This is a genomic window from Aliiglaciecola sp. 2_MG-2023 (genome assembly GCF_030548145.1).
GTDB classification, from domain to species: domain Bacteria; phylum Pseudomonadota; class Gammaproteobacteria; order Enterobacterales; family Alteromonadaceae; genus Aliiglaciecola; species Aliiglaciecola lipolytica_A.
Genome location: NZ_JAUORY010000008.1, coordinates 95,478 through 115,411, shown reverse-complemented (window position 1 = coordinate 115,411; position 19,934 = coordinate 95,478). Strand labels below are relative to the sequence as shown.

Annotated in this window: 18 protein-coding genes; 14 read left to right on the top strand and 4 right to left on the bottom strand. The window is 41.8% G+C overall.

Annotated features, from left to right (window positions below):
- Positions 1–378: 378 nt before the first annotated feature.
- On the top strand, positions 379–1,884 hold the full coding sequence (locus Q4567_RS10440) for a S10 family peptidase (protein ID WP_303500315.1): 1,506 nt from the start codon (positions 379–381) through the stop codon (positions 1,882–1,884).
- Here the strand turns inward: Q4567_RS10440 and Q4567_RS10435 are convergent.
- The gene (locus Q4567_RS10435) at positions 1,871–2,614 is read right to left on the bottom strand and encodes an ABC transporter substrate-binding protein (RefSeq protein ID WP_216047842.1); all 744 of its coding nucleotides are present in this window, start codon (positions 2,612–2,614) and stop codon (positions 1,871–1,873) included. The two genes, Q4567_RS10440 and Q4567_RS10435, sit on opposite strands and share 14 nt — an antisense overlap.
- A gap of 143 nt (positions 2,615–2,757) precedes the next feature.
- Between Q4567_RS10435 and prmA the strand changes: the two genes are divergently transcribed.
- The 7 genes from prmA (at position 2,758) to Q4567_RS10400 (ending at position 9,427) form a co-directional block, all read left to right on the top strand.
- Entirely contained in the window at positions 2,758–3,636 is an 879-nt protein-coding gene (gene prmA / locus Q4567_RS10430) for a 50S ribosomal protein L11 methyltransferase (RefSeq protein WP_303500313.1), read from the top strand.
- A gap of 404 nt (positions 3,637–4,040) precedes the next feature.
- The gene (gene dusB / locus Q4567_RS10425; protein WP_216047840.1) at positions 4,041–5,033 is read left to right on the top strand and encodes a tRNA dihydrouridine synthase DusB; all 993 of its coding nucleotides are present in this window, start codon (positions 4,041–4,043) and stop codon (positions 5,031–5,033) included.
- A 29-nt stretch (positions 5,034–5,062) separates the two neighbouring features.
- Positions 5,063–5,356 carry a DNA-binding transcriptional regulator Fis gene (fis, locus tag Q4567_RS10420; RefSeq protein WP_040523552.1) on the top strand — a complete coding sequence of 98 codons (294 nt, stop codon included), beginning with the start codon at positions 5,063–5,065 and terminating at the stop codon, positions 5,354–5,356.
- 129 nt (positions 5,357–5,485) lie between these two features.
- Positions 5,486–7,084: a bifunctional phosphoribosylaminoimidazolecarboxamide formyltransferase/IMP cyclohydrolase gene (purH, locus tag Q4567_RS10415; protein WP_216047839.1), complete on the top strand. Its 1,599-nt coding sequence runs from the start codon at positions 5,486–5,488 to the stop codon at positions 7,082–7,084.
- 457 nt (positions 7,085–7,541) lie between these two features.
- Positions 7,542–7,775, top strand: coding sequence for a hypothetical protein (locus Q4567_RS10410; protein ID WP_303500311.1), 234 nt, complete (start codon positions 7,542–7,544; stop codon positions 7,773–7,775).
- 127 nt (positions 7,776–7,902) lie between these two features.
- The gene (purD, locus tag Q4567_RS10405; RefSeq protein WP_303500310.1) at positions 7,903–9,189 is read left to right on the top strand and encodes a phosphoribosylamine--glycine ligase; all 1,287 of its coding nucleotides are present in this window, start codon (positions 7,903–7,905) and stop codon (positions 9,187–9,189) included.
- A 1-nt stretch (position 9,190) separates the two neighbouring features.
- On the top strand, positions 9,191–9,427 hold the full coding sequence (locus Q4567_RS10400) for a VF530 family DNA-binding protein (RefSeq protein WP_216047837.1): 237 nt from the start codon (positions 9,191–9,193) through the stop codon (positions 9,425–9,427).
- On the opposite strand, the gene Q4567_RS10395 is transcribed toward Q4567_RS10400, so the two are convergent.
- Complete coding sequence (locus tag Q4567_RS10395; RefSeq protein ID WP_303500309.1) at positions 9,407–10,015, bottom strand: 3'-5' exonuclease; 609 nt, start codon at positions 10,013–10,015, stop codon at positions 9,407–9,409. The genes Q4567_RS10400 and Q4567_RS10395 overlap by 21 nt on opposite strands.
- Positions 10,016–10,090: 75 nt before the next feature.
- On the opposite strand from Q4567_RS10395, the gene Q4567_RS10390 reads away from it, so the two are divergent.
- From Q4567_RS10390 to envZ, 6 genes are all read left to right on the top strand, one after another.
- Positions 10,091–10,519 carry an ion channel gene (locus tag Q4567_RS10390; RefSeq protein WP_303500308.1) on the top strand — a complete coding sequence of 143 codons (429 nt, stop codon included), beginning with the start codon at positions 10,091–10,093 and terminating at the stop codon, positions 10,517–10,519.
- A 26-nt stretch (positions 10,520–10,545) separates the two neighbouring features.
- The gene (locus Q4567_RS10385) at positions 10,546–10,938 is read left to right on the top strand and encodes a cupin domain-containing protein (protein ID WP_303500306.1); all 393 of its coding nucleotides are present in this window, start codon (positions 10,546–10,548) and stop codon (positions 10,936–10,938) included.
- Positions 10,939–11,039: 101 nt separating this feature from the next.
- Positions 11,040–11,942, top strand: a complete 903-nt coding sequence (locus tag Q4567_RS10380) for a phosphoribulokinase (RefSeq protein WP_216047833.1) — start codon at positions 11,040–11,042, stop codon at positions 11,940–11,942.
- Positions 11,942–12,925, top strand: a complete 984-nt coding sequence (locus tag Q4567_RS10375) for a Gfo/Idh/MocA family protein (RefSeq protein ID WP_303500303.1) — start codon at positions 11,942–11,944, stop codon at positions 12,923–12,925. Before Q4567_RS10380 ends, Q4567_RS10375 begins: the two co-directional genes overlap by 1 nt.
- 169 nt (positions 12,926–13,094) lie before the next feature.
- Positions 13,095–13,817: a two-component system response regulator OmpR gene (gene ompR, locus Q4567_RS10370; RefSeq protein WP_216047831.1), complete on the top strand. Its 723-nt coding sequence runs from the start codon at positions 13,095–13,097 to the stop codon at positions 13,815–13,817.
- Between the two features lie 39 nt (positions 13,818–13,856).
- Positions 13,857–15,149 carry a two-component system sensor histidine kinase EnvZ gene (envZ, locus tag Q4567_RS10365; protein ID WP_303500300.1) on the top strand — a complete coding sequence of 431 codons (1,293 nt, stop codon included), beginning with the start codon at positions 13,857–13,859 and terminating at the stop codon, positions 15,147–15,149.
- Positions 15,150–15,303: 154 nt separating this feature from the next.
- On the opposite strand, the gene Q4567_RS10360 is transcribed toward envZ, so the two are convergent.
- Both Q4567_RS10360 and Q4567_RS10355 read right to left on the bottom strand, forming a co-directional pair.
- Positions 15,304–16,284: a leucine-rich repeat domain-containing protein gene (locus tag Q4567_RS10360; RefSeq protein ID WP_216047829.1), complete on the bottom strand. Its 981-nt coding sequence runs from the start codon at positions 16,282–16,284 to the stop codon at positions 15,304–15,306.
- Positions 16,285–16,475: 191 nt separating this feature from the next.
- Complete coding sequence (locus Q4567_RS10355; protein WP_252729004.1) at positions 16,476–19,364, bottom strand: TonB-dependent receptor; 2,889 nt, start codon at positions 19,362–19,364, stop codon at positions 16,476–16,478.
- Positions 19,365–19,934: the final 570 nt, after the last annotated feature.

Sequence of the window (19,934 nt, the reverse complement as noted above, 5' to 3'; positions counted from 1 at the left end):
CAACAGGACGAAGAACAACGATATAACAACGAACATGTAGATATTTAACGAGGTTTTCTTAGCTAGGCGAAGCATACCCTACTTTGAGATTCTGTCAAATTAAATATGTAAATTAATCCAATAAAATCTGGCATTTAATTTGTTATTGTACAGTTTTAGTACAGAATCATTAGCATTCTCGAATTCGATTTTCACACTAAAATCGTACAATTAACGTTCTATTTGAAATCGCTAATTTTGAGTTATTGGCATCGATTTACCATTAGCATAGCGATTCTTAAGGTAAGCGAGTATTAACCATATCCAAATCTGATTTGGTTGGGTAAAATGTTTATCAAATAACATTTTTCAATAAAAAAAGATGGCAAGTAGAACAATATGAAAAAAATAATACTGATCCTCACCACAACGTTGTTTTTAACCTTGAATGCGGATGCGAAAGAAGAATCCGACAAAGAAATCAAGCAAATTCCTGAAGCACAGATGAGCGTAACCGAGCATAAAGGTAAATTTAATGGCACCAGCATTAAATATAAGGTTAGCGCTGGTGATAGTCATCTTTTAGATGCCAAGGGCAAACCTAAAGCCAGTATTTTTCATATCGCTTACACGCGCACAGACGTGAAAAATTCCGAATCTAGACCGCTATTATTTGTATTCAATGGTGGGCCAGGCTCGTCATCTGTATGGATGCACATGGGCTTGTTTGGCCCAAAACGTGTGGTATTACCTAGTGATGCAGAACAAGTAGGCGCTGCACCATTTAATCTCAAAGACAATCCTCTAAGTCTGTTAGATATTGCAGACATGGTATTTATCGATCCCGTCGGCACTGGATTCTCAACGCCTCTTGGTGAGTATGAAGGTAAAGCGTTTTGGGGCGTTAAACAAGATGCTGAAATACTCGCTGAGTTTGTGCGCGTGTACATTACTGAAAACAATCGATGGAATTCACCTAAATATTTGGCCGGGGAAAGTTACGGTACCACTCGTGCTGGGGCTATGGTTAAGGAACTCCAAGAAGGTTGGGGGTCGATTGATTTAAACGGAATCTTACTGATATCTTCGATAATCGATTTTCAAACTGGTGACTTCACCGAAGGCAACGATCTACCTTACGTCACGTTTTTACCAACCTACGCTGCCACGGCTTGGTATCACAATAAAGTCCCGAATAAATCTAACTGGAATAGTTTGCAGGAATTCGTTGCTGAGACACGAGATTTTGCGCTAAATGAATACGCAACAGTGTTACTCAAAGGTGCTCTGGCTAAACCCGCAGAAATTGATAATGTTGTAAACAAACTGCATGCCTATACGGGGCTCAAAAAGCAGTACATTACACAATCTAAACTGCGCATTAATGAATTTTTGTTTATGAAAGAATTGATGCGAGATGAAGGTAAGGTTGTAGGTCGATTGGACAGCCGTTATCTAGGCGAAGACGCGAACATTGTCGTCGACCAGTTTGAGGCTGACCCAGCATCTTATGCCATTGATGGAGCCTACACAGCGGCGATACAACATTATTTTGCCAACGATATTAACGTTAAGCGTTCTGAGCCTTATCACGTATTGAGCGGCGAAGTATTTGTTAATTGGAATTGGCTATATGGTAATTCAGCGCGCAGTCAGGGATTTATTAACGTCACGCCGTTTATATCCAAAGGTATGCGTCAGAATAAGGACTTTAGAGTATTCGTTGCCAATGGCTATTATGATTTGGCTACACCATTTTTTGCCACTGAACACTCGATGAACCATCACGGAATAGATCTTAACCGTGTCACTATGAAATATTATGAGGCTGGTCACATGATGTATATACATGAACCATCGCTGAAAACCTTAGTGAATGATATTCGAGCTTTTATTCTTCCTTAGAAGAACCAATCGACGGATACCCAGTTGAAACGGCAGCGTTGTAGAATTGATATTTTTGAATTAGATGCGCATATCTTTCAGAAGAAAAATACACTACCAACGCTTTATCGAATTGTTCTTGAATTTTTGGCTCGATAAAACCAACACGATAGAGACTAGGTGAAAAAAGCTGATGAATGACCACAGGTTGTTCATCAACTTTACCTAATAATGTCCTATTTAAATGATTGAAGATATTTACATCCAGTACAATCGCTTGGGCTTTTTTGCTGAATAACAATTTCAGTTGGCGCGCCTGATCCGGTACTTCTCTGTAGTTAGGATTAGCCGAGGCCATTTTCAAAAAGCCATTACCTAAAAGCCTAAATGCCGACTGAAATCCAACGATTGATAAATTAGACATGTCTTGCACATCAGTTAATTCGATTTGGGAAGCGGCCAATGTAACAACGACGTTCTGATATTGAATATAGGCTTTGGAAAGTGTCATTTGCTTGGCTTGACGTTTACTACTCAAAGTTGCTACGGCATCAATATTGGGCATATTAAGGGTGTCGTATGAACGACCGTAAGGAATTTGAATAAATTGAGCGTCATAGCCTATGCTTTTAATAACATCTCGTATCAACTCTATTTCAAACCCAGTTCTAGCATTATTCATCACATAAGGAGGCTTATCCCACCCTACTGCTACGAATAAGTTTTGCTGGGCTGCTACAAAGTTCGACACTATTAAATTCGTCAGACAAAACAGCGCTATAAAAATTCTATGGTTAACCATTAAAAGCATTAGATTCCGATTTAGTTGAAAATTAACAAGCCGATCTTTGTCTACCTTGATACTATTGTAAAATGACTTTATAGGAAACCCCGATGCCTTGGATTCAACTAATAATAGACACCCACGCTGAAAATGCGGAACAGATTGGCGACATGTTATCGGCCAATGGTGCGCAAGCTGTAACCTTTACTGACGCCAAAGATACACCAATGTACGAACCTAAACCTGGAGAGGTCATATTATGGCCAGACACTCAAGTGATAGGCTTATATGACGCAGAGTTCGATATGCAGCGTGTTGTATCGCAACTTGAGAAGTCTAAGATTTTAGGAAAAGGATTTTCCCACAAATTAGATCAACTTGAAGACAAAGACTGGGAGCGGGAATGGATGGATAATTTCCACCCAATCCAGTTTGGCAAGCGGCTTTGGATATGCCCAAGTTGGCGAGACATCCCCGACCCAACAGCCGTAAACGTGATGCTTGACCCTGGACTTGCGTTTGGAACCGGTACTCACCCTACTACCTCTTTGTGTCTACAATGGTTAGACGCCCTCACTTTGGAAGGTAAAACCGTGGTCGATTTTGGCTGCGGTTCGGGCATTCTGGGTATTGCCGCATTGAAATTAGGTGCAGAATCTGTAGTTGGTATAGATATCGACCCTCAAGCTCTTTTAGCCAGCAAAGATAACGCTGGGCGCAATGATGTGGCAGATAAAATAAGCGTATTCTTACCTAAGGATCAACCAGATTTGCAGGCAGATATCGTACTTGCCAATATCTTAGCGGGTCCGTTGAGAGAATTGCGCGAAGTGATTACTAACTATTGCAAATCAGGTGGCCTGTTAGTTTTATCCGGTATATTGGCCAACCAAGCTGAAGAAATAGACCAACTTTATTCGGCAGACTTTGATATGGAACCTATCGCCATCGAAGGTGACTGGGCCAGAGTATCAGGTAAGAAAAAATAATTTATTTAGATCAATTGAGGTTCAAGTTGGTTTTTAGCTAAATTTGAGCCTCAGCAATCCCTTTTAATCCCCCCTCGGGTTTCAAAAACGACTTTTTCAAAAATTTTTTAAAAATAAAATCAGACCGATTAGTCCATCCGAAGGATTTGTAACAAAACTTCACAAATTGATATGAAATAACATAAGGTTTTGTTTAACAAATAATATTTCTCCAAATCAATAGTTTAAAAAATAACTCAAAGACTGGTCAGGCCATGGAAAGCTATGTCTGTCAAGGCCTTGAACGCAAATAAATTATACTTTTGTTTAAAATTTAGCCTTTTCAAAACGTTCAAAAAACCGTAACATAGCGCCCGTTTTGACTAGCCGAACATTTATTGTTCAACAAAAGGGCCTATTAACTCATGCAGATTGGTCAATATGTATTAGACAATAATCTCATGTTAGCACCTATGGCAGGTGTTACTGATAGACCCTTCAGACAAATGTGTAAACATTTGGGTGCTGGGCTTGTGGTGTCAGAAATGCTGTCATCCAATCCTAAGGTTTGGAATACAGACAAATCAAAGCAACGGATGGATCATACGGGTGAATCAGGCATTCGCTCTGTACAGATCGCCGGCGCAGATCCACAGCTTATGGCTCAAGCGGCACAACTAAATGTTAGTAATGGCGCTCAGATTATTGATATCAATATGGGGTGCCCTGCTAAAAAAGTGAATAAAAAGATGGCTGGGTCTGCTTTACTGCAATACCCCAAATTGGTTGAAGAAATTATTCAATCAGTGGTTAATGCTGTCGATGTGCCTGTTACGCTGAAAATTAGAACGGGTTGGAACCAAGATAATCGGAACGGTGTAGAAATCGCGAAGATTGCCGAAAACAATGGTATCCAATCTTTGGCAGTGCATGGACGTACTAAAGCCTGCATGTACAAAGGCAATGCGGAATTCGAAACGATTGCTAAAATAAAACAATCAGTTTCAATACCTGTTGTTGCAAACGGTGATATCACCAGTGCTTTGAAAGCAAAAGAAGTACTGGATATGACCAATGCGGATGCATTGATGATAGGTCGTGGAGCCCAAGGTAACCCTTGGATATTTCGCGAAATATTACATTATCTGAACACCGGCGCAGAGCTTCCCGCGCCAACTATTGATGAGGTTCGTAGCGTCATGCTTGAACACGTCAGTAATGTTCACCAGTTTTATGGTGATTTTATGGGAGCCAGAATAGCCCGCAAGCATGTGGGGTGGTATTTAGCAGATCACGACAAGGAACGCGTATTTCGAGCTAAATTCAATGTAATCGAAGATGCTCAAGAGCAACTCGACCAATTGAATACGTATTTTGAAAAACTGGCAGAGTGTCATTCAATGTCACCTGCTGCTTAATTTTTTATCAACTAAAGAGCACGATGTTTATGTTCGATCAAAATGTGACTTCACCTTTCACTACTACAGTGACAACTCCATCTCAAACTCAAGCTCAAAAGCCTTTGAGAGATTCTGTTAAACAAGCTGTTAATAAGTATTTAAGACAGTTAGATAACACTGACGTCGAAAATGTTTATGAATTAGTTTTAGCTGAGGTGGAAGCGCCTTTATTGGAAGAAATAATGACTTTCACTCGCGGTAACCAAACTCGCGCAGCTATCATGATGGGTATCAACCGTGGTACGCTTCGTAAAAAGTTAAAGCAATACGGAATGAACTAATGATTGGGTTTACCCACATCATGTTTCAAGTAACAATTTAATCTAAAGAGCACCTCAGGGTGCTCTTTTTGTTTTCGCTATACCTGACTATTTGGTCAATTTAATCTTCACACAATCAAGAGTAAAAGAATGACATCTGCTAAACCCATCCGCCGCGCACTATTAAGTGTTTCAGATAAAACCGGCATAGTTGAATTTGCCACCTCTCTAGTTGAACAAGGAGTTGAACTACTATCCACTGGTGGTACAGCCAAATTACTTGCTGATGCAGGTTTAAACGTAACAGAAGTATCTGATTACACAGGTCATCCAGAAATTATGGCCGGCAGGGTTAAAACACTACATCCAAAAGTACATGGCGGCATTTTAGCCCGTCGTGGTATTGATGAAGCGGTTATGCAAGAAAATGACATTCAAGCGATTGATTTAGTTGTCGTCAATTTATATCCCTTTGCAGCAACTGTAGCCAATGAAGGATGCTCTTTAGAAGATGCCATCGAAAACATCGATATCGGCGGCCCTACAATGGTTCGCGCAGCGGCAAAAAATCACAAAGACGTTACTATAGTGGTAAATGCTAAAGATTATCAGCGTGTGTTATCTGAAATGGCTGAAAATGAAGGTTCACTGACCTACAAAACACGTTTTGATTTAGCTATTGCAGCATTCGAGCACACTGCAGAATACGACGGCATGATTGCTAACTATTTTGGTGCGCGTATCGATTCCAATGAATGTGGTGATGATTGTGAACATCAACACAGTGAATTTCCTCGTACGTTCAATATGCAACTAAGCAAAAAACAAGATCTTCGTTATGGCGAGAACAGCCATCAATCGGCGGCGTTTTATGTAGAAAATCAGATTCAAGAAGCATCCGTTGCCACAGCAAAACAACTTCAAGGTAAAGAATTGTCGTTTAATAACATTGCCGATACTGATTCTGCCCTTGAATGTGTCAAAGAATTTTCAGAACCCGCGTGTGTCATTGTCAAACATGCGAATCCTTGTGGCGTTGCACTAGGTGATGATTTGTACACGGCTTATGATAGAGCATACAAAACCGACCCTACTTCAGCCTTCGGCGGTATTATTGCATTTAACCGTGAGTTGGATGCTAAAACCGCGCAAGCTATCGTTGATCGCCAGTTCGTTGAGGTGATTATAGCTCCAGTGGTGAGTAAAGAAGCTATCGAGATTGTCGCAACGAAGAAAAACGTACGTTTATTAGAGTGTGGTGATTGGTTAGGTCAGTTAACCGATGGTTATGACTTTAAACGTGTAAACGGTGGTTTGCTAGTACAAGAGCGCGACTTTGGAATGGTTGAAGAGCAGGATTTGACCGTTGTCAGTAAACGCCAACCAACTGCACAACAGCTAAAAGATTTGATGTTCACTTGGAAAGTGGCTAAGTATGTTAAATCAAATGCCATCGTTTATTGCAAAGATAGCATGACAATAGGCGTGGGCGCAGGACAGATGAGTCGTGTCTATTCAGCTAAGATTGCCGGCATTAAAGCTGCTGATGAGAACCTAGAAGTAAAAGGTTCAGTAATGGCATCAGATGCATTCTTCCCATTCAGAGACGGTATCGATGCGGCTGCGGCAGCAGGTATTGTCGCTGTCATTCAGCCTGGCGGTTCTATGCGTGATAATGAAGTTATCGCTGCTGCAGATGAACACGATATTGCCATGGTATTTACCGGTATGCGTCACTTTAGACATTAAGCGCGAATAATCGAAAAATCCGGCATTAGCCGGATTTTTTTTGTCTGTAGGCGGATGCTTTAGCGCCGCAGATTTACGCCGACATCCCGCTAACCTCTTCCATGGCCTGAAGGCCATGCTACAACCCCACATTTTCGAATAATAATCCATGGCCTGTAGGCGGGTGCTTTAGCGCCGCAGATTTACGCCGACATATCGTATTCCCTTCCATGGCCTGAAGGCCATGCTACAAGAATGAAATCTTCTGGTCCGTGGAACATTGCTGTTGGCTAACAAAATGAAGAATTTTGCAAATTACACAGCTAAGTAGTATTTTTGACTAATAAATCGTACTAGAAACCAAGAAATTAACATCGGTAATATTTAACCAACTGTTTTTATTATGAATTTTAATTGGTATTCAATTTGCTTTTGTAGACATTAAAGCACACAACAACAGTTTTAAAGAGGAATATATATGGAGATTTTACTAGTATTTGTTTTACCGATCGTCATTTTAGGAATGATATTTGGGCATAGACAAAAAATGATGGACGCTAAAGTGAAATTAGAGTCAGGCTCTGGCAACCTAGCCGCTTTAGAGGCTGAACTTAAATCAGTAAAAGAGCGCCTCAATACCCTTGAAGCAATAGTTACCGATGACAAATATCAACTCAATCAAGAATTTTCCAAATTAAAAAGTGCTAATTAGTATCCTCGAAGCCAATTGAAGATAAAAAGCGTGCAGTTAGACACGCTTTTTACGCTTTTATTCTGTACAATTCATCGCAATATTAAGCTCTACTCCTTACTCAATCAGTTAATAAGATAATCTATTCATGAAAATACTTATCATCGGCGGCGGTGGTCGCGAACACGCTTTAGCATTCAAATCAGCTCAAAATGACTATGTAGATACTGTTTATGTGGCACCAGGTAACGCTGGTACCGCTATAGAAGACAAATTGGTCAATATCGATATCCAAGCAGATGATGTGAACGGTTTACTCGAATTCGCCGTGCAAAATGCCATCGATTTAACCATAGTAGGACCTGAAGCACCTCTAGTTCTTGGCGTAGTGGATGCATTTCAAGCTAAAGGGTTAACCATATTTGGACCATCGAAGGCTGCGGCACAATTGGAAGGCTCTAAAGCCTTTACGAAAGATTTTTTAGCACGCCACAAGATCCCTACTGGTGATTATCAAAATTTTACTGAAATTGAACCTGCACTGGCATATTTGAAACAAAAAGGTGCACCTATTGTCATCAAAGCCGACGGCTTGGCTGCTGGTAAAGGCGTTATCGTTGCTATGACCGAGCAAGAAGCTGAAGATGCGATTCGCGACATGTTAGCTGGAAATGCCTTTGGAGATGCCGGTAGCCGTGTGGTCATAGAAGAATTTCTAGACGGAGAAGAAGCCAGCTTTATTGTTATGGTAGATGGTAAAAACGTCCTATCATTCGCCACCAGCCAAGACCACAAGCGAGTTGGCAACGGCGATACAGGTCCTAACACTGGTGGCATGGGTGCTTACTCACCAGCCCCAGTAGTCACGCCTGAAATTCACCAAAGAATTATGCAAGAAGTTATCTATCCAACGGTCAATGGAATGGCAAGTGAAGGAAATCCTTATTCAGGTTTTTTATATGCCGGACTGATGATTATGGCTGACGGTACGCCTAAGGTAATTGAATACAACTGCCGCTTTGGAGACCCAGAAACTCAGCCCATTATGTTACGTTTGCAATCAGACATAGTTGCACTTTGTTTGCAGGCTACAGCTGGCAAACTTGATCAAGCAAGCATCGATTTTGATCCTAGAGCTGCAGTAGGCGTGGTACTCGCTGCAGGTGGGTATCCTGGAAGTTACGCAAAAGGTGATGAAATTCAGGGGTTGGATCTAGCGTCACAAACTGAAGGCAAAGTGTTTCATGCCGGTACTCAGCTAGTAGATGGTAAAGTTACCACTAATGGTGGACGAGTATTGTGCGCCACCGCCTTAGGAAATTCAGTGACGGAAGCGCAAAAGAATGCCTATAATTTAGTCCATAAAATAAACTGGGACGGTATGTTTTATCGTGATGATATTGCCTACCGAGCCATTGCCAGAGAACAAAGTTAAATTGGACACTAAAGATAACAAACCAGGCAAACAGGGTGATCCTCTCCATGGCATCACCCTGAAAAAAATGCTTGAAGAACTGCAGAAAGAATATGGATTTGAAGGCTTAGGCTGGCGCATAAAAGTGAAATGCTTTATTGAAAATCCGAGCATGAGCTCAAGTTTGAAGTTTTTACGAAGAACGCCTTGGGCTCGTAAGAAAGTCGAAGAGCTATACTTATCGACCTTCTGCAAATAACAAATTTTCGATAGTAAGTGCCCGCTTATTAATCCACATATTAAGGGTCGCCGCTACGCTTCGCACGTCATAGAGTGCGTTGTGAATGTGGCCCTGTAATGATAATCCATGAAAATTAGCCAGCGCACCGCTGGATTGCTCGAAACCCGCCAAACCTAATTTACGCGCGATAAATTGTAAATTATGAAAACCTTGCTGAAACTCTGGCAGCTCAACAGCATACAATTTGCAATTTTGTTGCAACACAGACAGATCATTGCCCCAAGAATACACTGGGAGTTTCCCCTGCCCACAAAAGTGATGGAACTGCGTCAATGCAGATGCGAAGTCTACGCCCAGTTCGTCAATCATGTTCTGTTCAATACCAGTTAGGTTTGTAATGTAATCACTGAGTTGCGGATTGATAGTTGGCTTTATCAACTCATTGAAGCTAGCTAATATGGAAACTGAAGATGCGGATACAGAGAGTTTTACTGCGGCCAGCTGAATCAACTCCCGTTGCTCCCAGCTTTTTGACCAGTTGCGCTGTTTCGACCCAACCCAAGCGGTAAATTCAGTATCAAAAAGCACACATTCAAAAACTTGCATCAATCTCCACAGAGCATATAGTTAAATTAGTCTATAAACTTATAATGTAGTACAAATGCACAAAGTCAAATTATTATGTTAAACCAGATTGTAATAGGTTCTGTCATCATCATTTTGACGATTATCGTTCAAGTGATTTTTTTAGGTATTTTATCATCTCGTTTTGATCAAATACGTAAAATGGATTCCAAAGATTATAGACATATTAGAAGCCCTATTATCATTATACTGTCGGTCCTATGGATAGTGCTGGGGCTGACCATAGACATGTGGATTTGGGCTTTTGCATTTCTGTTAGTTGGCGAATTTAGTGAATTGGAAGAATCCCTTTATTTTGCCATCGCGTCCTTCACAACCCTAGGATTTGGAGATGTGATTTTAAGCCAACAATGGCGAATTATGGGCGCACTCAGCGCCGTAAATGGGCTTCTTGTGTTCGGACTGAACGCCGCATTTCTAGTGGAGCTGATGGGCATAACCTGGGGTAAGTCCAGACGTAAATAGAAATAAAGACACTAGGGGAAATTGAAGTGCAAACAAAAACACTATTTGAAACCTTTGCTGTTATAAAACCAGATCTCAGCGTCACCACAAAAAATCTTAGCGATTCAATTTACCAAGAATTAGACGATGAGTTTTCCTCTTTTAAAGGTCATTCATTAGTCTCTGCTCATGAGTTTAATGAAAACTGGCAATCTTGGGAAAAGCACCCAGCAGGGGATGAAATAGTCATACTTTTATCTGGTCAATGTGAATTAATCATCCGCTTTGATAAAAAACAGCAACAGCGTGTTTTGAGCCAACAAGGTGACTATGTCGTGATTCCAAAAAATCATTGGCATACGGCGCGGATATCTACCCCCACTCGCGTATTGTTTATCACTCCAGGGCAAGGAACGCAAAATACGACAACACCTTTTTAAGACAAAATTCGAATTGAATTAAATTTTGTCTAAGTAAATGACTTGACCATTGGCCTTAGCTTGCTTATAAATAGTGGTCCTTACTCCTCAAAACGTTCACTATGTCTGTAAAACATCCAATTATTGCAATAACAGGTTCCTCTGGAGCAGGTACAACTACGACGACCAATGCCATCAGGCATATTTTTCGTAATTTAGCTGTCAATGCGGCCTCTGTGGCGGGCGATAGTTTTCACCGTTTCACTCGTCCTGAAATGGAAGTTGAAATACGTAAAGCGCAAGAACAGGGTCGGCATATTAGTTATTTTGGTCCAAAAGCCAATGACTTCATTATGCTCGAAAAACTGTTCGCTCAATATGGAGAAACAGGCTCGGGTCAGCATCGCCAATATTTGCACACATTTGACGAAGCGGTGCCGTTCAATCAAATGCCTGGAACATTTACGCCGTGGCAAGATTTACCCGCAAACACCGACTTATTATTTTATGAAGGGTTACACGGAGGCGTTACCACTCCCGAAGCCGACGTGGCTAAACACGTTGATTTGCTGGTAGGCATGGTACCCATTGTGAACCTAGAGTGGATCCAAAAAATTATTAGGGATACCACTGACCGAGGTCATACCCGTGAAGCTGTGATGAGCAGTATTGTGCGAAGTTTAGAAGACTACTTTCACTATATAACCCCACAGTTTTCTAATACCCATGTGAATTTTCAGCGGGTTCCTACAGTTGATACCAGCAATCCATTCAGTGCGCGAGAAATTCCGACCCAAGACGAAAGTTTTGTAGTGGTTAGATTCCGCCGCGAAATGAAAAATGTAGACTTCCCGTATTTGTTAAAAATGATCGATGGCTCTTTCATGTCGAGAATTAACACATTCGTGGTACCTGGCGGAAAAATGGGTCTGGCAATGGAATTGATCTTGTCGCCACTTATTGAAGAATTATTGGAACGTAAACGTAAAGCCGGTTTCCAAATGGATTGGGTGACGAATAAGTAGTGGACGATTCAACCAATTCGCTCCGTTGGGGAATAATTGGATGTGGCAATGTCTGTGAAAAGAAAAGTGCTCCGGCTTACCAACAGGTCGACGGCTTTAGGCTACAAGGAGTAAGTGCTCGCACACCTGGAAAAGCATTAGATTTCGCAACACGACATAATGTACCCAATCATTATACATCTGCACAAGCACTCATAGATGATCCCAATATAGACGCCGTTTACATAGCAACTCCACCTGACAGTCACTGTGAGTTAGCATTAAAAGTCGCCAGCGCAAATAAAATTTGCTGTATAGAAAAACCGATGGCATTAAACTTCCGTCAATGCCAACAAATAGAGCGCACCTTTGAAACTCAAAAGCTGGCGCTTTTTGTTGCTTATTATCGCCGTTCATTACCTGGTTTTGTGCAAATTAAACAAGCAATAAGTAGCGGCAAAATCGGTCAAATTAGACAAGTTTCATGGCATTACAGTAGACCGCCATCAGATAATGATCTACGCCAAAAACCAAACTGGCGCACAGACAAAAATGTTGCCATTGGTGGGTACTTCGAAGATCTTGCCAGTCACGGTTTAGATATCCTTAGCTTTCTTCTTGGAAGGGTTCAACACGCACAAGGGATTTGTACGAATCAACAGGGGCTATACACTGCCTATGACGCTATTGTGGCTAACCTGCTGTTTGAAAACGGTGTGACAGGCAACGCCAGTTGGAATTTTGCTAGTCACCTTTATCAGGATAAGGTGCAGGTTTTAGCTGATAAGGGCAGCATAGAATTCGCCATTTTTGGTAATCAGCCGGCTAACATATATACCAAGGATGGCAATGAAACCCTAGCAATGCCGACGCCCGATCCAATTCAAGGTCCGTTTGTTCAAGCCATGGCCGACCATTTACGAGGCGTAAGCAAACATCCTAGTCAAGCTGTAAGCGCCAGCCACACCAATTGGATAATGGACAAAATTTTGGGTGTATTGTAAAAAAGTGACTTTAACAATCACAGCGATTCAGTAATTTACCGCGCTGATATCCCTTCCACAAACAATTTGTAACACTCCACTTAACATTGTTACTTAGCTAATCTTTTGAATTCCCTACTATTCATTTATAGTGGTGTGATATTCGGTTTATTTCCTTTTGAGGCTCGACATGGGACAAGAAACACAAAAAGTATTGGTTGTTGATGATGATATGCGCCTGCGAAGCTTACTAGAACGCTATTTAGTAGAGCAGGGATATCAAGTGCGTTCAGCCGCCAACTCTGAGCAGATGGATCGTCTTCTGGAACGTGAAAACTTTCATTTGTTGGTACTCGATTTAATGTTACCCGGTGAAGATGGCCTATCGATCTGTCGTCGTTTACGTCAAAAAGAAAACGAAATACCGATTATTATGCTAACTGCAAAAGGTGACGAAGTAGACCGTATAATTGGGTTGGAGATGGGCGCTGACGACTACCTACCTAAACCATTTAATCCACGGGAATTATTAGCCCGAGCAAAAGCCGTATTGCGTCGTAAAACCAATGAAGCGCCTGGCGCGCCCTCGATGGAAATGCAGGTGGTGGAGTTTGGTAAATACAAATTAAACCTAGCTACCCGTGAAATGTTTTCAGATGGCGAAGCGATCACCCTAACAAGTGGCGAATTTGCAGTGTTAAAATCCTTGGTTACTCACCCCAGAGAACCTTTGTCTAGAGACAAGCTAATGAATTTGGCCAGAGGCCGTGATTACAGCGCATTGGAGCGCAGTATTGATGTGCAAGTTTCTCGTTTACGCCGCATGTTGGAAATAGATCCGGCTAACCCTCGCTACATTCAAACCGTTTGGGGGTTAGGATATGTGTTTGTTCCCGATGGCGAAGCACAGTAATTGCCCCAACTCATTAATATCTGGGTTGAATAGTCACTGGTGAGAATCTTTCCTAAAAGCGCATTTGGCCAAACCGTTTTATTAATTGGCGTATTGTTACTGATTAATCAGGTAGTCTCTTATCTGTCAGTGACCTATTATTTTATTCGTCCAAATTATCAACAGATAAACTCGTTAATCGCCAAACAAATTAACATGGTATTTTTGGAAGAGGTTGATTATCTCAATCCGAAAACCCAAGACAATATCTTTAATGCCACAAACATTCGAATCTACACAGAAAAACAAGCCATTGAAAGTGGACTTCAACAGGCCATTTATTATCAATTTTTCTCTCGACAAATTTCTGATTTACTCGGTGGAGAAGCAGACGTTAGGATCTCAGCCTCAGAGCCGTTCTTAATTTGGGTCAATCCTCCACAAGACGCTAACGTGTGGATATCCATTCCCATGGCTAGCTTCACTGAAGGCGATATATCCCCCTTAACTATTTATTTGATAGTAATCGGTATTTTGAGTGTGGCAGGTGGTTGGATTTTTGTTCGCCGCTTGAATAAACCGATTCACGCCTTACAGGTTGCCGCATTAGAGGTGGCAAAAGGTAACGTGCCAGCGCCATTAAAAGAGCAAGGTGCAAGCGAACTGATTGCGGTAACCAGTGCATTTAATCAAATGTCTAAGGGAATTAAGCAGTTAGAGGATGACAGAGCGTTATTAACCGCGGGTATTTCACATGATCTGCGCACGCCGTTGACACGAATACGTTTAGCCAGTGAAATGCTACCTGATGAACAATTATGGATAAAAGAAGGCATTGTTCACGACATCGAAGACATGAACGACATTATCGATCAATTTATTGATTATGTTCGACAAGATACGCGGGAGCGTCGTGAAAAATTGTCGTTAAACGAATTGATTGAAGATGTGGTTCAAGCCCGTAATATTCAAGAAAATCACCATATCGATACCCACTTATCTGAATTACCAATGCTGATGATTCGACGAGTCGCAATCAAACGCGTGCTAGATAACCTGATTGAAAATGCGTTTCGTTATGGCAGTCAAAATATACTGATTACCAGCGGACATGACAAACGCAACAGACAAGTATTTTTTGAGGTGCGAGATTACGGTCCAGGTATCCCTGAAGAAAATATTGAAGACTTATTTCAGCCTTTTACTCAAGGGGATAAAGCCAGAGGTAGTGGCGGTTCTGGACTGGGATTGGCAATTATCAAACGTATTGTAGGGCTGCATAAAGGTAAAATCGAACTCAGTAATCATTCTGAAGGTGGGCTACGGGCAAGAGTCACCCTACCCACAGACTAACCGATTAAGCCATTGGCAAATTGATGGATGACGCAAGCTTTCAATGCTTTGCTCTAATAATTCAAGGCAGTAGGTTTGTTGTCATGTTTACAACAACCCTACTCCTTGGTATGACCGCCAATCTCGGTGTTTTATTGGGTGCTTCTAGCTTGCCCTAATCGCCAACAATAGCGCGATAACTATGAGCAAAATTTGCAGGTAAAATAACGTCTCCCGCATCGAAAACAGTTCCATCGCTGGCTTGCCATTTTAGTGCTTTACCGGTGCTGGAACCCTTTGGTAAAACAAAGCTGTTCAAATCACTGTTAATTTTAAAAATATCTTCCCCAATGAACCTCAAGCCAGCAGGCAAATCCACATGGCTTAGGCGGTTAGCAAGAAACGCTTTGTGCCCAATGGACGTAAGCCCAGCAGGTAGATCCACACTGGTTAAGCGGTTATCTCTAAACGCACTATCCGCAATCGACGTAAGCCCCGCAGGCAAGTCTACGCTGATTAAGAAGTTTACATTAAACGCACTCTCCTCGATGGTCGTTATTCCAGCAGGCAACGTTAAATTGACTATGCGGTTATTTTGGAACGCAAAATCACCAATGGATGTAACCCCAGCGGGCAAATCCACGGTGATGAGGCTGTTATCTCGAAATGCGCTGCTCTGAACCGACGTCAGCCCAGCAGGCCATGTCACGCTGATTATGCTATTGGTGGCAAACGCGCTTTGTTCGATAGTGGTCAGCCCTTCAGGCAAATCCACACTGGTTATATTGTTGAACTCAAAAGCAGCATCGCCAATGGATGTCAGCCCAGCGGGTAATTCTATTTTGCTTATGCGGTTATTCTGAAAAGCGAATTCGCCGATGGATTTAAGCCCGGCAGGAAAAACCACACTGGTTAAGCCATTTGCTTGAAAGGCATTACCGCCAATCCCCTTTATCTTTTGTCCGTCGAGCATGTCAGGAATAATAATATCCGGTTGATGATTATTGCCATTAATGTCAGTAAGAATAGATGAGGTAATTAGTCCATCGACTACCGTCACATCTGTTGTTTTGAGGGTATAAGGTGTTTGTGAATTGGCTACAAAACTGAGTGCAAACAAAACGATTGCACTGAATATCATTCTACTCATCTTCATATTCTATGATCTCCTGGTAAGCTGTATTTGAAGTGTTGGGAAGGTATCGCCTCTAGGCCATATCAATTTATTCGAGAACATAAAGTGCGATTTCAACTTCATGAAATGACTATTTAATCGGGTCACATTTTCATATGAACCCGATTATTCTCAATTAAATATCAAATAGTTAAGGCTATTGAACTGACATTTTACCAGTGGTAGCTAGCACCAAATGTAATACGACGGTCTGTCAGTCCTTGGAAACACAATAAAGAACCCTCAGTAACACAGGATTGCTCGACTTCTGATTCCGTTAAGTTCACTGCTTCAATGCCAATGTTCAATTGCTCAGTTACATCATAACTAACGCTGGCATTAAGTTGCCCTCTGTCTTCTTGTACAACCATGAATCCCCAAGGGTAACTAGATGTACTACCAAAATCTTCTGAACGATAAGCTTCACGCCATGTATAACGCATACGTGCTGAAAGACCGTACTTTTCGTAATACAAGGTGAAGTTATACGCATTTTCAGAAAGATCCGGTAATCCATGCAAAGCAGAAACATCGATATCATCTATCCCTGTTGAAGCTGCAAAGACCGCATTCGCGCGATTTGTGGCATTATCAATTGCTTCACCACCATCGAACTTTTGGATGGTGTAGTTAGCTAGAATACCAAAGCCCGATGCCCAACCTAACTCATCTTCAAAGCCAGATAGATCATACTGGACAGCCATTTCAATCCCTTTTTGAGTAGTTTTCCCTGTGTCATTGATGGTAGTCGACCAAGGCACACAAACACCTACACCAACAGGACCGAATACATTGATATCAGCAATGGGATTCCAGATGCCGCCTTGCTCACACTCAGGACCGATAATGTCACGAAAACCAGTCTCAGGATCTTCATACGGGTCGTTTTGTTGACCAACGTGTAAGTCTTTACGTGTTTTATGGAAGTAACCTATGCTCACAACACTTGCTTCTGCAAAATACCACTCAGCAGAGATATCAAATGAGGTTACTTCTTCAGGGACTAAGCCAGGATTACCCACTGAAACGGCTGGGTTAGGGCTTGTTGAATAGGTAACTGAAGTTGAAAGGTCGTTAAAGTCAGGTCGGCGAATATCTTTTCCCCACCCCGCGCGCAGAACGATGTCGTCTGTTACATCAGCAACAATGTTGATTCTGGGTAGTAGGAAATCATAGTCACCAACGGTTGTGACCTGTGAAATAGTAGGGTCGCCATTAGCATCTGTGGTAATTGAGTTACCTGTTGAAGCCACTTCGGTTTCTAAATAACGGACACCAAAATTACCGCGTATGTATTCGGTTGAGAAGTTTGCCTGCGCGTAAATAGCGTCAGTAGTTTCTTCAATATCAAAGAATGCGTTAACTTCTGAAGTGGGTGCAGTAATGGGAATGGAACCACCATGTGCAGTAACCGCTTCATTGAGTATGCGTAACACCTTGTCTTGATCGGCCGTTATCATTTCAGGATTTACCATAAGGAAATCTTTAACAAATAACTCTCTGCCATCTGCATCACCAAAGTTATCAGGGCCTGCAGTAAGAAGCTCTGCGAACAAATCACCTCTCGGGCTATCTGAATAATTTCTTAAACTAACGTTGGCACGAATTTGGTCAGTCATACTAGTGGCTTTACTATGACGATAACCAAGGTCAAGTGTGGTAAACACAGACCAATCTAAGTCATAGACAAAATCAGCTCGAAAAGCGTCTTCAGTGTTTTCGGTAAGATCTCGCGCTGTGTCTACTGACCGTAACATATAGTTAGCTGGGTCCATCATGTCTGCTACACTTGGTGCGTTTGCCGCATCAAATGCAATACCAAAAGCGAGTGAGCCACCGGTTAAGTCATATTCGAATGGGGTTCCATTTTCATTAGATGAATTAACCGCTGCATTAGGGTTGATAAAGTTAAGAGTGGTGTTAATTCTTGGATTGGTGGATTCAGAATTAGAGGATGCCACCTCTACAGTGACTTTTAAGTTTTCACCTTGCCATTCACCGCCAAGCCTAAATATTTCACTCTTGGTTACACGTGAACTAGTATCGCCTGCAAAGCGCAAGTTGGGATCGGCACCGCCATCTTCTACCGGAATAACACCTTTTAATGCCGCTTGGATACTGCCGAGATTTTGGCCATCTAAATTACCAAAGTTAACGGTTTCAAATTCACTAGGCACGGAAATACCAATCAGGTCACTGACCCCAGATGCCTGTGCAGATATACTTTCTGCGTAGCGCTGTTGATCATTGATAACGGCATCAAAGTAAAATTTCATATCCGCATTGGGAGCCCATTCTAAGGAGCCAGCAAAATTCTTTGTTTCGTATTCATGGTTATCGTAATCTTGGTTAAGAAATTGAATTCCTAAAAAATCAAACTCTTGCGCATTTACAGTACCTCCGTCTGAAGTAACAACGTTGTCTCGGTCAACTCGAGGACGGAATGCAGTCACGTCTTGCTCAGCATAACTAGCGCTAAAAACAATACCAAATTCACCGATGTCGGTTTCCCAATTGTCGCCGTAGGTTCCTGACAATCGAGGCTTCACACCATCAGTAGAAAGACTACTGGATTCACCTTGCACTCTTACTGAGGCTAATGTCTCATTTAATTGCAAGGGACGAATGGTGCGTAAGTTAATAGTGCCACCCACAGAACCTTCGATGGTTTTTGCATCAGGTGCTTTGGTGACTTCAACACCTGCAATTATTGAAGCAGAAACATCTTCAAAGTTAATGCCGCTTCGACCAGCCCCTGAGCCAACCGTAGAAACACCATTAATTTCCGTTCGGTTTGCGTTGGTGCCACGGATCTGCACGCCTGTGCCCACACCCGCAGAACGCGTAATTTGTATACCTGTGACATTTTCTAAAACCTCAGCAAGGTTTTGGTCAGGCAATTTACCAATATCTACCGCTTCGATAACTTCAACCAGATTATTTGATTCGCGTTTTTCTAAAAGTGCACTTGTAAGCGCACTGCGTATTCCGCTTACCTGTATAACTTCAAGCTCTTCATCAACTTGCGCTTCTTGCGCCAAAATGGTTGGTGCTGTCAGCATCGCAACTAACGCTGCACTGTATATTCCTGTATTTGTTCTACGACTCTTTAATACAGAACTTATTTTATTAAGTTTCGCTTTCATGTGGTCTCCATTTACTTGGTAGTGTCATATTTATTGTGTATGTCTTAGCTATTTGTAAATAAATTGTTGTAACGGCGGAGCCAACCAGTTTGTCGTCTGCGTATGCTGAGTGAGCACTGTGTATTCGTTATACATAGCAATTTTGGCCTCATACTAAGTCACCAATCTGATTGAGTATAGATGACAACAAAACCGGTTTACTAAACCGGTTTATTGAATTAAATTAACATAAAATTACAGAATGTCAATATTCGAGTATTTAGGGGGTTAAGGAATTAACACGACGAGCAGATCGCCCAGAGAAATAAAATGCGCACAGCACACAAAAGACGTTAACGAATAAGTCAGGTTGGCTATAGCCCATCCAATAGATGTTGGTATTGTTCTGTGTTTAGTTGGCATAAGACCTCTTTTGAAAGCAGAGGTCTTGTCTGATGTAGATTAGCTTAGATTGATTATTGTTGCTTTGCTAGACGCGCTTAGGTT

Coding starts and splice junctions, on each gene's coding strand:
- Q4567_RS10440 (WP_303500315.1), top strand. CDS start 379: ATGAAAAAAATAATACTGATCCTCACCACAACGTTGTTTTTAACCTTG.
- prmA (WP_303500313.1), top strand. CDS start 2,758: ATGCCTTGGATTCAACTAATAATAGACACCCACGCTGAAAATGCGGAA.
- dusB (WP_216047840.1), top strand. CDS start 4,041: ATGCAGATTGGTCAATATGTATTAGACAATAATCTCATGTTAGCACCT.
- fis (WP_040523552.1), top strand. CDS start 5,063: ATGTTCGATCAAAATGTGACTTCACCTTTCACTACTACAGTGACAACT.
- purH (WP_216047839.1), top strand. CDS start 5,486: ATGACATCTGCTAAACCCATCCGCCGCGCACTATTAAGTGTTTCAGAT.
- Q4567_RS10410 (WP_303500311.1), top strand. CDS start 7,542: ATGGAGATTTTACTAGTATTTGTTTTACCGATCGTCATTTTAGGAATG.
- purD (WP_303500310.1), top strand. CDS start 7,903: ATGAAAATACTTATCATCGGCGGCGGTGGTCGCGAACACGCTTTAGCA.
- Q4567_RS10395 (WP_303500309.1), bottom strand. CDS start 10,015: ATGCAAGTTTTTGAATGTGTGCTTTTTGATACTGAATTTACCGCTTGG.
- Q4567_RS10390 (WP_303500308.1), top strand. CDS start 10,091: ATGTTAAACCAGATTGTAATAGGTTCTGTCATCATCATTTTGACGATT.
- Q4567_RS10380 (WP_216047833.1), top strand. CDS start 11,040: ATGTCTGTAAAACATCCAATTATTGCAATAACAGGTTCCTCTGGAGCA.
- ompR (WP_216047831.1), top strand. CDS start 13,095: ATGGGACAAGAAACACAAAAAGTATTGGTTGTTGATGATGATATGCGC.
- Q4567_RS10360 (WP_216047829.1), bottom strand. CDS start 16,284: ATGAAGATGAGTAGAATGATATTCAGTGCAATCGTTTTGTTTGCACTC.
- Q4567_RS10355 (WP_252729004.1), bottom strand. CDS start 19,364: ATGCTGACAGCACCAACCATTTTGGCGCAAGAAGCGCAAGTTGATGAA.